The organism is Acinetobacter sp. USHLN143, from assembly GCF_037145695.1.
Classification (GTDB): domain Bacteria; phylum Pseudomonadota; class Gammaproteobacteria; order Pseudomonadales; family Moraxellaceae; genus Acinetobacter; species Acinetobacter fasciculus.
Genome location: NZ_JBBCWZ010000080.1, coordinates 1 through 11,280 on the forward strand (window position 1 = coordinate 1; position 11,280 = coordinate 11,280).

Annotated in this window: 9 protein-coding genes and 1 pseudogene; 1 reads left to right on the top strand and 9 read right to left on the bottom strand. The window is 39.8% G+C overall.

The window, feature by feature from the left end; translation table 11 throughout:
* Positions 1–351 precede the first annotated feature (351 nt).
* From WFH18_RS14900 to WFH18_RS14930, 7 genes are all read right to left on the bottom strand, one after another.
* Positions 352–1,824: an amino acid permease gene (locus WFH18_RS14900; protein ID WP_085064709.1), complete on the bottom strand. Its 1,473-nt coding sequence runs from the start codon at positions 1,822–1,824 to the stop codon at positions 352–354.
* Between the two features lie 445 nt (positions 1,825–2,269).
* Positions 2,270–3,265 (bottom strand): succinylglutamate desuccinylase, encoded by a 996-nt coding sequence (astE, locus tag WFH18_RS14905; RefSeq protein WP_085064710.1) that lies wholly within the window; start codon positions 3,263–3,265, stop codon positions 2,270–2,272.
* A 21-nt stretch (positions 3,266–3,286) separates the two neighbouring features.
* Entirely contained in the window at positions 3,287–4,630 is a 1,344-nt protein-coding gene (gene astB / locus WFH18_RS14910; protein WP_085064711.1) for an N-succinylarginine dihydrolase, read from the bottom strand.
* Positions 4,631–4,644: 14 nt separating this feature from the next.
* Entirely contained in the window at positions 4,645–6,114 is a 1,470-nt protein-coding gene (gene astD / locus WFH18_RS14915) for a succinylglutamate-semialdehyde dehydrogenase (RefSeq protein WP_336755142.1), read from the bottom strand.
* The gene (astA, locus tag WFH18_RS14920) at positions 6,105–7,151 is read right to left on the bottom strand and encodes an arginine N-succinyltransferase (RefSeq protein WP_086044925.1); all 1,047 of its coding nucleotides are present in this window, start codon (positions 7,149–7,151) and stop codon (positions 6,105–6,107) included. The genes astD and astA overlap by 10 nt, the downstream gene beginning before the upstream one ends.
* A gap of 21 nt (positions 7,152–7,172) precedes the next feature.
* Entirely contained in the window at positions 7,173–8,405 is a 1,233-nt protein-coding gene (locus WFH18_RS14925; protein WP_165353935.1) for a bifunctional succinylornithine transaminase/acetylornithine transaminase, read from the bottom strand.
* Between the two features lie 41 nt (positions 8,406–8,446).
* Positions 8,447–9,718, bottom strand: coding sequence for a Glu/Leu/Phe/Val family dehydrogenase (locus WFH18_RS14930; RefSeq protein WP_085064713.1), 1,272 nt, complete (start codon positions 9,716–9,718; stop codon positions 8,447–8,449).
* Positions 9,719–9,918: 200 nt separating this feature from the next.
* Between WFH18_RS14930 and WFH18_RS14935 the strand changes: the two genes are divergently transcribed.
* Positions 9,919–10,341, top strand: a complete 423-nt coding sequence (locus WFH18_RS14935; protein WP_085064714.1) for an Lrp/AsnC family transcriptional regulator — start codon at positions 9,919–9,921, stop codon at positions 10,339–10,341.
* 322 nt (positions 10,342–10,663) lie between these two features.
* On the opposite strand, the pseudogene WFH18_RS14940 reads toward WFH18_RS14935, so the two are convergent.
* Together WFH18_RS14940 and WFH18_RS14945 are read right to left on the bottom strand one after the other, a co-directional pair.
* Positions 10,664–10,831 (bottom strand): annotated as a pseudogene (locus WFH18_RS14940) (IS481 family transposase); the annotation flags it as partial.
* Positions 10,832–10,838: 7 nt separating this feature from the next.
* Positions 10,839–11,280: IS30 family transposase (locus tag WFH18_RS14945; RefSeq protein ID WP_336755145.1), on the bottom strand; the 442-nt coding region annotated here is incomplete at its 5' end.

Sequence of the window (11,280 nt, forward strand, 5' to 3'; positions counted from 1 at the left end):
CATGTGGGCATGGGTTAAACGTAAGCGTAAAGAATGGTTGATCGACTCAGTCGATGAGTTATTTCGAGTTTTTTTCGAATCTTGTATGAATAATAAAGTAGTTTGACTATAGATTAGGCACTGGAGTACCTGCTTCAGCTTGCTTCAAAATACTCATGATTAAGCTGTCCGAATATTTAGATGTTTTCATAGAAAATCTCCTTAGATCAAGGCTATTCGATTTTCTACTTTTAAGTTCAATTATTTTTAGGGAGCATTACCGACTCATCATCTTTTTTATAATAATTTTCATTGATATTTACCATTCAGTTTTGAATAGTAAATATCAATCAAGCTTGACTCAAAAAATACTTAGCTTATTTTTTTAGCTTCGATCTGATTCTGCACCAACGCTGTATGAATTAAAATTTTACGACGCTTATAACGATACGCTATAAATAATCCTCCAAACCAGATTGGAGAAACCAGAAGTGCAATCAAGGTGTCATGATCCAATGCGAGAATCACCACAGTAAATAACAAGAAAGCAAATGTAATCCAGGCCATCGGTACACCACCTGGCATTTTATAGGCAGACACAGCATGTACTTCAGGTGCTTGTTTACGGTAAGCGATATAAGACAAGATAATGAGTGCAAAAGTGAAAATACATAAAATGGACGTGAGTGCGGAAACAATGGTAAATGCCGTCATCACATCTGGAACAATAAATAAAATAGATGTCCCAATCACAACGCAAAACATTGAAAAGAACAAACTATTCAGTGGTACTTTGCTTTTAGACAATTTGCTGAAACTTTTTGGCGCATCCTTGTCGACTGACAAGCCATACAGCATACGGCTGGTTGCAAAAATACCACTATTAGCAGAAGACAATGCTGAGGTTGCTACCACAAAATTCACTACACCTGCGGCAACTGGCAAACCCACTAACGTAAACATTTCAACAAATGGACTTTTATCCGGTGAAACCTGTGACCATGAAGTAACTGCAATAATGCATAGTAAGGCACCGATATAGAACAATAAAATTCGGACAGGAATAGAGTTAATCGCACGTGGTAATGATTTATGGGGATCTTTGGTCTCTGCTGCTGTGGTTCCCACCAACTCAATCCCGACAAAGGCAAAGACTGCGATTTGGAAACCGGCTAAAAACCCCATAACACCATAGGGAAACATCGAACCCTTTTCAATTGCATGGCTTAAAGATGCCTGAACACCACTCGGTGATACAAAGCTAATCAAAATCAGGTATAAACCAACGCATAAGAATAAAACAATCGCAATAATCTTGATTAGGGCAAACCAGAACTCCATTTCACCAAAGATTCTTACTGCAACAAAATTCAGTAAGGTTAAGATGACCAAGGAGCCAAAAGCCGGAATCCAGACCGGTATGTCAGGGTACCAAAATTGGGTATACCCCCCGATGACAATCACATCAACAATGGCGGTAATAATCCAGTTCAACCAATAGGACCAGCCGATGAAAAATCCAGCCCACGGTCCTAAATATACTGTGGCAAAATCTGCAAAGGTTTTGTAGTTGGTATTAGAAAGTAATAACTCTCCCATCGCTCGCATCACGAAAAAAAAGAAAAAACCAATAATGATATAAGTCAAAATAATGGAGGTACCTGAAACACTGAGTGTTTTTCCTGACCCCATAAATAAACCTGTACCAATTGCGCCACCAATCGCAATCATTTGAATATGCCGATTGGTTAAGGATCGCTGTAATTTTTCCTCATCTTGATCAGTCATATGCTGACTGCCAAGAAGTTCTCCTTTTAGAAATGGCTTACCTTCATTATTTGTCATAAATGACTACTCCAATTTATAACCTAAGTTATAAATAATCCTTGCCAATAATAAATTTTATTGAAAAATAAAAAGCAAAACTTATTCTCTATATTTGAGAGGCAAGATTAATCAAATTAAAATAAAGTCAATATATTTAAAATATTCAAAAATACAATTAACAAATATAATACAATGATTATCATGCCAACCTAGACCGATAATAAAATCAATCCAGATATATCGAAAATGTTATGCATTTATTATGCCAATAAAAATTATTCTCCATTTTTTAATAAGTCCATATGAATACTTATATACTAGAACAAAGTAATCAGGATATGATCCCAATAAATTCAATCTAAATAAGTAAAATAATAAGAATCAATATCCTATAAAATCATCATATAAAGTTCTAATTAATTATATAATAATAAAGATATATCCTTATAATACCAATGAGGTATTAAGAAAATACCTCATTGGTATAATGAATTTCATCTATTAATAATCCTGCCCTAAGTCCCTTTTTTACCTCAGGATTTGGAAATAATATCCAGACCTTTTCCAGATTAACAACATAATTTCCACTATTCTGTTCGGCTATTATTTGTCCTTTGCTAAATAAAGTAAAATTCGGTGCTGTTTTGTCTACATTTAACTTAAAGTCATCATCTTTTTTAATAATGCTATCGATTACTTTAAAATATCGAATTTTATTTTTTAAATTATTATTATTTTCTTGAGCACAAATCAGTGCACGTAACATTAAATCGGTCGATTTAAAGTCAGATAAGTTATTTGTAGCAAATGGTTTGGCTTTGCCCAGTTCCAAAGTACAGCTATGTGCACCAAAATATTCACTGGTATAGCTAGAAAATGTTTTTCCTGCACTACTATGAAGCACGATTGCATCTAGCTTTGCGGCAGCCAAATTAGAAAATAATTCTGAATCATAGGCATGTTTTTGAAATGGAATCAGTGCAAAAGTACTCATGAGAGAGCTACGAATAGCGGTGTGCAAATCATAATGATAGAAAGATACGTCGTGCGGTTGCTGATGAAAGAATTTTTCAACTGACTGTTCGAGCTGTAACGCGCGCTTATTTTCCAGATCATCTACTGGAGATTTTAATTCAGCGCAAAACATGCGGTTTAAATCATTGTCTAGATAGCGCTGTCCCACACGCATGGCAGCAGGATGACCAAAAATAACCAGAACCTGTTCTTTTAATGCTAATTTTTCTTGAATTAAATCACTACATATTTGGTTTAATATTTCAATCGGTGCAGTTTCATTGCCATGAATTCCTGCTGAAAGAATAATGGCTTTTTTATGAGCCACTTTCGGTATGAATTGTAAAATACCTTCAGCAAGCCAATGCCATTCTAGAAATTTGTTATGTCCGCTTTTAATCTCAGGTTCAGAACCATCTAGGGTTAACTTTAAAAAATCTTCCATAAGTTACATACATCTCTCTAGTTAAAATTGAAATGAATAAATCGCTCCCAACTCCAGAATCTGACTTAACTCATCCAGCGCAATTTGACTTTCCAATATGAGTTGGGGGTCGATTAAATCTTGTGCTGACAATCGATCACGATAATGACGATCTACCCATTGGTTGAGGCTGTTGCATAAACTGTCAGTCAATAAAACCGGTTGATGCACAGCCGCCAGTTCATCTTGATTCATCGCAACACGTAGACGAAGGCAAGCAGGTCCGCCGCCATTACGCATACTTTCTCTTAAATGAAATACTTGAACATCATCGATCTGGCTGTCTTGTAATAAAGTCTGCTGTACATAATTCCAAACGGCCTGATTTTCACGAGCCTCTTCTGGAAGAATGATACTCATGCCCCCATCGGGACGACTCACAATCTGGCTATTAAATAAATAAGACTGCACAGCATCTTTGACACTGACACATTGATCTGGCACTTGAATCAGTTCAAGGCTCTGATTTTGATGTTGTAATTTTTCTGCCAATTCATTCAGCATTATTTTCTGATTTAAAAATGCTTTTTCATGCACCAGGAATACATTTTTATTATTTACAGAAATGACATCATTATGAAAAACACCCAAATCAATTACATCGGGGTTCTGTTGGAAAAATAAGGTTTTTTCTGTATCGAGCTGATGCAAACGTGCAACAGCCTGGCATGCTTCTAAAGTTTGTCTTGCCGGATATTTACTGACACGGACCTGGTCTGTTTTGAAAAAATGCTGGCCATAAACAAAAACTTCAATCCCAGAATGAGCATAATCTTGAGCAAAACGTAAATGGTTAGCTGCACCTTCGTCACCAAATAGAGGGACACTTGGCAAAGCTTCATGATGGACAAAATATTGTTCATCTTGAAAAATACGTTTCAATATTCGTTGTGTTGTTAAATGTTCAATTGACCGATGATAATTCGAACACAAATTTGCACTCGTGAAATGAATTTTTTGGTCTGCTGTATCTGCCGATGGACTGACAGTCGCTGCATTGGCGGCCCACATCGGTGAGGCTGAATATAAAGCGGATAGAAGTTCAGGTGCTTGGCGATATGCCTGCTCAATTAAATGTTTATCTTGACCACCAAAGCCTAAACGGCGTAATTCTGAAAGCATTGGTCGTTCATGTGGCGGTAAAACAGCTTGTTTCAGCCCCATATCCGCCATTGCTTTCATTTTTTGTAAACCCTGCTTTGCAGCAAGCTTGGGATTTGAAATCAATTTTTGATTTTTGAATGAAGCTTCATTGCCAAAAGAAAGTCCCGCATAATGATGCGTAGGACCGACTAAACCATCAAAATTAACTTCAAATCCCAACATACACTTACTCCAAATTAGAAACTGATACCTGGTGATAATTTTTCTGGTAATTCAATGGTTTCAGTTTCTAAAGAAGCCATTGGCCATGCACAGTAATCTGCAGCATAGAACGCACTTGGACGATGGTTACCTGACGCCCCGATACCGCCGAAAGGTGCCGCACTGGATGCGCCGGTCAGAGGTTTATTCCAGTTGACAATACCTGCGCGTGCAGAGATCAGTAAACGTTCATACAATTCCCGATCTGGAGAAATCAAGCCAACGGCCAAACCAAAACGTGTCTGATTCGCAAGCTTTAATGCTTCGTCAAAATCCTGATAACGATAGATTTTTGTCAGTGGACCAAAATATTCTTCATCTGGAATATCCGTTACTTTGGAAACATCCAAAATCCCCGCACTGAGCAAGGTGCTATCTGCAGCCAGTAACTGCATTTCCGCCAGCGGGGTTGCACCCAAAGCAAGCAGTTTTTGCTGAGCTTCAAGTAATGACTGCGCTGCCTGAGATGAAATCACACCGCCCATAAACGGTTGATCATGATCATTCCATGCACCAATCTTGAGATTTTTCGCTACCTCAACAAAGCGTTGAATAAATTGATCGCCCACGGCACCTTGTTTAACAATAATGCGACGCGCACACGTACAACGTTGACCTGCAGACACAAATGCAGATTGAATCGCGAGATGAACTGCAGCATCAATATCGCTTACATCATCGACAATCAGGGCATTATTACCACCCATCTCCAAAGCCAGAATTTTTTCTGGCTGCCCTGCAATCAACTTGTGTAAGTGATAGCCGGTATTGGCACTGCCTGTAAACAGGATCCCATCGACATCTGTGGCACTGGCCAAAGCTTCGCCTGTGCTGCGTCCGCCTTGTAACAGATTGATCACACCGTTTGGCAGACCGGCTTTTTGCCATAACTTAAGGGTTTCTTCTGCGGTCCACGGCGTTAATTCGCTCGGCTTAAACAGAATGCAGTTGCCTGCCAGCAAGGCTGGAATAATATGACCATTGGGTAAATGACCAGGAAAATTATAAGGTCCAAAAACAGCAAGCACCCCATGCGGGCGATGGCGTAAAGTCGCTTTTCCGTCCGGCATGTCGGTTGAACTTTCACCGGTGCGTTGCTGATAGGCGCGAATTGAAATCGCGGCTTTGCCAATCATCGCCTGGACTTCAGTTAAGGTTTCCCACAACGGCTTGCTGGTTTCCTGGCTGATTACTTCTGCCAGATGCTGCTGGTTTTCTTTCAGCAAACGCGCAAACTCTTCTACAATTTGTATGCGCTGTTCAAGTGGAGTGACTGCCCATTGTGGAAATGCTTGACGTGCAGATTCACTCGCCAGTTGCACATCTTCAGCAGTCGCTTCTTGGCCTGCCCAAATTTGTGCCTTGCCCACTGGATTCGTTCTCACAAAGGGTTGACCTTGTGCCGCACGCCATTGACCTTGAATAAAAACCGAACCTAAAGACATGCTTTCTCTCCACTTACATTTACAGATAACAAGCGGACATGACCGCCATCTTGAACCTCTAACTGAGCAGCCTCACTTGCAGTGAGTTGCAATACTGCATTTTCAGGACAATGCGCCACTAGAATAGCTTTATAGTCATTGTAATCATCGTTGGCGACAATCATCGGACCGCTCGACAGTGCTGAAGATACCTGATCAACAATTTTGACCTGAACTGACTGGCTTTGCTTCATTGCTCTCAGGTTTTCAACATCGGCTTCCAGCGTTGCACCGCCATCAAAAATATCTACATAACCTTGATAACGTAAGCCTTCTTCGTACAGGAGTTTACTTGCAGGAACTGTATTTGGATGAACTTTACCGATCACCGCTTGTGCCTCTTCGGGCAACATATCAATATACAGTGGGTAACGTGGCATCAATTCGGCAATAAACGCTTTTTGCCCTGTGCCACTTAAGTAGTCGGCTTTATTAAATTCAATATTAAAGAACTTGTGACCGACCGCATCCCAAAATGGAGACTCGCCTTTTTCATCTGAAAAGCCGCGCATTTCTGCCACAATTTTCTTTTCAAACAAAGACTGAAATGCCGCAATAAACAAAAAGCGAATTTTAGACAAGAACTTACCATTCGAGTTTTTACGGTAATCCGGATCCAGAAACAACGTACATAATTCACTGCAATTGGTATGGTCATTACTTAAAAACAAAGTAGGCAAAGCCTTATATACACCTAAAGCACTTGAGGTATGTACTTGTGTTCCCACATGGAAGTTATACCAAGGCTCACTTAAACCCAAAGCCACTTCAATGCCGCACAAACCCACAACTTTATTTATCTGCGTATCTTCTAGTACAAATAAATAGACCTGGTCCGCTTTTTTAGTCAGACCCTGGACTGTATCGCAGGCACGCTGGATACGTGCCAACAGCTTTTCACGATGCGGCTGTAAAGACGTCAGACCAAAGCCGGCTTTTTCTGCCAACTGGTAAATGTCTTCTAGATCCCCAGGTTGAACATAGCGAATACGCATCATCATATAGACTTCCTTTGAATATTATTGAAACTTGGCTAAAGCTTTTTCAAAACGATTTAAACCTTCTTCAATATCTTCAATTGGAATGATCAAGGAGGGAGTAAAACGAACCACGCTGACCCCAGCAACCAAAGCCAACAAGCCTTCTTCCGCTGCCAGATTTACAATCTGCTTCGCCTGACCTTTATATTCATCTTTCAATTCACAACCAAGCAGCAGACCTTGACCACGGCATTCTTTAAATAATGGATATTTGCTATTGATCTCATTCAGGCGTTGCAGGAAATACTGCTCACGCTGTTTCACGCCTTGCAGAACATGCTCTTGCTTGACAAAATTAAATACTGCACCTGCAACTACGCAGCCCAAAGGATTGCCGCCATAAGTCGTGCCATGATCACCTACGGCAAACATATTGGCAAAATGGTCCGTGGTCATCATCGCCCCAATTGGGAAACCACCACCTAAGGCTTTTGCTGTAGTTAAGATGTCAGGAGTGACGCCACTGTTCATGTAGGCATATAACGCACCGGTACGCCCTACCCCTGTTTGCACTTCATCAAAAATTAAAACTGCGCCCTGTGCATCACACAGTTGACGTAAACCCTTCAGGAATTCAACATCAGCAGGAATCACACCGCCTTCACCCTGAATCGGTTCCACAATAACCGCGCAGGTATTTGGACCAATTGCTGCTTTTGCTGCATCTAAATCATTAAAAGCAATATGCTGAATGCCTTTTGGCAAAGGTGCGAAGTCTTTCGAATATTTTGGCTGTCCACCTGCTGTCACGGTAAACAACGTACGGCCATGGAATGAACTTTCAAAAGAAATAATCTCATTCTTTTCCGGATTACCGCTTAAAGTTCCGACTTTACGTGCCAGTTTCAGCGCGGCTTCATTTGCTTCCGCACCTGAGTTACAGAAAAAGACTTTATCTGCAAAGGTACTCTCAACCATTGAGCCTGCCAGTTCTAAAACAGGTTCATTGGTATAGCCATTACCGATATGCCATAATTTTTGTGCTTGATCAATTAATGCAGACACTGCAACCGGATGACAATGTCCGAGTGAATTCACAGCAATACCGCCTGCAAAATCAACATATTCCTTGTCATTTTGATCCCAGATCCGAGATCCTTTACCACGTACTGGAATAAAATTTGCGGGTGCGAAAACAGGCACCATCCAGTCATTAAAGTTCTGTCTTGTTACAGGATTATTGGTGATATCTGCTTTAAAATTCGTATTCATGTCAGCTCTGCTTCAAAAAGGAAGTTAAGGTTGGTCTAGGCTTAGCCTGGGAAAATGCCACGTTCTTGTCGTGCTTTTAAAATACGCTCACATGCCAAAACATAAGCTGCGATTCTCAAGCTACATTTTTTATCTACTGATGTTTTCCAAACATCTGCAACAGCACTTACCATTAATTTATCGAGGCGTTCATTAATTTCGGATTCGCTCCAGAAATAACTCGCCATATCTTGTACCCATTCGAAATAACTGACAGTTACACCACCGGCGTTACAAAGCACATCAGGAACAATAGTAATATTTCGTTTTATACACACATCGTCTGCTTCTGGACGTGTTGGACCATTCGCCGCTTCCAGGATCAGTTTTGCACTGAGGTTCTGTGCACGTTCCGCAGTGATTTGACCTTCTAGAGCCGCAGGAATCAAAATATCCATTGGTACAGTCCAGAACTCGTCATTGGAAATTACGCTTGCCTGAGGGAAGCCATATATACCCTGATGTTCTGCAACATATTGTTGTAATGCACGGATATCAATGCCTTCAGGATCGTAAATAGTTCCGGTATGGTCTTGAATCGCAACCACCTGCGCACCGGCCTCATTAAACAAGTAAGCCGCCTCATTACCGACATTACCGAAACCTTGGATTGCGACTTTACAGTTTTGAATATCTAACTTGATAATTTTTGCAATTTCGGAGCCTGTAATAAATACACCGCGACCCGTTGCCCGAATTCGGCCTAATGAACCACCTAAATGTAGAGGCTTGCCTGTCACCACACCTGTCACAGTATGTCCTTTGATACTGGAATAGGTATCCATGATCCAGCCCATAATTTGCTGGTTGGTACCGATATCAGGTGCAGGAATATCCACTTGTGGCCCAATTAATGGACTAATTTCACTGGTATAACGACGCGTTAAACGTTCTAATTCTCGTAAAGACAGTTTAGTCGGATCAACAGCAATACCGCCTTTTGCACCACCGAATGGTAAGTTTAAAATGGCTGTTTTAATCGTCATTCCCGCAGACAAAGCCATTACTTCTTTTAGCTCGACATCTGGATGATAACGAATACCACCTTTGCCTGGCCCACGAGATAAATTATGGTGAACACGGTAGCCTTCAAAATGCTGAATACTACCGTCATCCATAACAATAGGCACATCAACAATTAATGATCTTTTGGTACGCTTTAGCGTATTCACATAATTGCCCAGGCTTGAATCTAAATAAGGAGCAACACGATCAATTTGAGTTAGATAAGTTTGCCAAGGATCGTATTTAGTAGAGTTAGCAGCTTCAGACATCAGTTTTCCTTAACTATTTTTAGTAAAATCGCACTTTGTTTCTAGCCTGAATGCAATAATTCGTTAAAATTATTTGATCAACGTAAATCACTGCATTGTTAGGTGTAGAGCTATTATCTACAATCAATTTGATCACAAAAAGTTTTTAAAATGATTAATTTGATCCAATTTTTATCAATTTGAGTATTGAGAAATACAATATGAACGAAATAGACAGCAAAATACTGGGATTACTACGAGAAAATTCACGTATTTCTATTACTGAAATCGCTCAAAAAACCAGAACGTCTAGAGCTACAGTTCAAAAACGTATTGAATATATGGAAACCACAGGAATCATTACAGGATATACGGTAAGGATTAAACCCAATGCCAGCCCCAACAAAGTTCAGGCCTGGATGAGTATTATGGTAGAGGGAAACAAAGCCACATCTGTGATTAAAGAGTTAAGACTCAATCCTGCGATACAAACCCTGCATACAACCAATGGAAAATGGGATTTATTAGTCGAAATTCAGGCAGATAGTTTAATCAATTTTGATTTGATCTTGGGTCAGGTCAGGAATATTGCAGGCATTTACAATACAGAAACCAGTATTTTACTTTCCACTTACAAGACCTGATGTTTATACCTCTCAACCAGGTGGATGCATATTGAAAAGCTATAAAACTGCTTTTTATAAAGTCGCAGTCTCCAATCACAGGGATCAAGATGAAATTAGATCTTTATCAAAATGAAGCAGATAGACAAGCGATAAAATCGTCCTAGAAGAGTATTTTTATAGAATATTATTTCGAAAGTTTTGAGTAGACGAGTCAATTCGGTAATCAGTTCTATAGTCAAACTACTTTATTATTCATACAGGATTCGAAAAAAACTTGAAATAACTTGTACTAGCTCAAACCTGATCTGACAGTTACCCATTTTTTATTGTGCCTGTCAGGTTAAATTTGAGCTAAATTCTTCTCAGCCCAAATTTGTTTTCCATCAAGTAAAGTTTCAAATGGTGTACGACCACAGCACATTTTTCCTTGATGAGTCCGTTCAGTATTATAGAATTTCAGCCAGTCGTCTAGATCCGTCTGCAACTCTTCTAGTGTGCTATAAAGCTTGGCGAATTCAAACATGAGGTGCGACAGTTTCAAAAGTCTTATGATAATCAACAAGCTGAGCAAATTTCTCTAATGGTGTAAGCCAATCTAACGCTTTTCTAGGACGAGTATTCAGTGACATGGCAACTTGATTTAAATAATGCTGATCTGCCTGATTTAAATCAATCCCTTTAGGTAAATATTGCCTAATTAAACCATTCATATTTTCGCATGTGCCTTTTTGCCAGGGTGAATGTGGGTCACAGAAATATACATCTATGCCTAAATCTTCTTCAAGTATTTTATGTTCTGCCATCTCGCGTCCACGGTCATAGGTCAACGTTTTACGCAGTTCTGCAGGTAAATATTTCAGAGCTTCAGTTAAAGCCTTGCGCACTGATTCTGCCTTTGCATCAGGTAATGTTGCCAAGATACAGAGCCGTGTATTTCGTTCAATAAGTGTTGCTATC

Bases quoted from the DNA above. Each gene is read 5' to 3' on its own strand.
- WFH18_RS14900 (WP_085064709.1), bottom strand. From the start codon at position 1,824: ATGACAAATAATGAAGGTAAGCCATTTCTAAAAGGAGAACTTCTTGGC.
- astE (WP_085064710.1), bottom strand. From the start codon at position 3,265: ATGGAAGATTTTTTAAAGTTAACCCTAGATGGTTCTGAACCTGAGATT.
- astB (WP_085064711.1), bottom strand. From the start codon at position 4,630: ATGTTGGGATTTGAAGTTAATTTTGATGGTTTAGTCGGTCCTACGCAT.
- astD (WP_336755142.1), bottom strand. From the start codon at position 6,114: ATGTCTTTAGGTTCGGTTTTTATTCAAGGTCAATGGCGTGCGGCACAA.
- astA (WP_086044925.1), bottom strand. From the start codon at position 7,151: ATGATGCGTATTCGCTATGTTCAACCTGGGGATCTAGAAGACATTTAC.
- WFH18_RS14925 (WP_165353935.1), bottom strand. From the start codon at position 8,405: ATGAATACGAATTTTAAAGCAGATATCACCAATAATCCTGTAACAAGA.
- WFH18_RS14930 (WP_085064713.1), bottom strand. From the start codon at position 9,718: ATGTCTGAAGCTGCTAACTCTACTAAATACGATCCTTGGCAAACTTAT.
- WFH18_RS14935 (WP_085064714.1), top strand. From the start codon at position 9,919: ATGAACGAAATAGACAGCAAAATACTGGGATTACTACGAGAAAATTCA.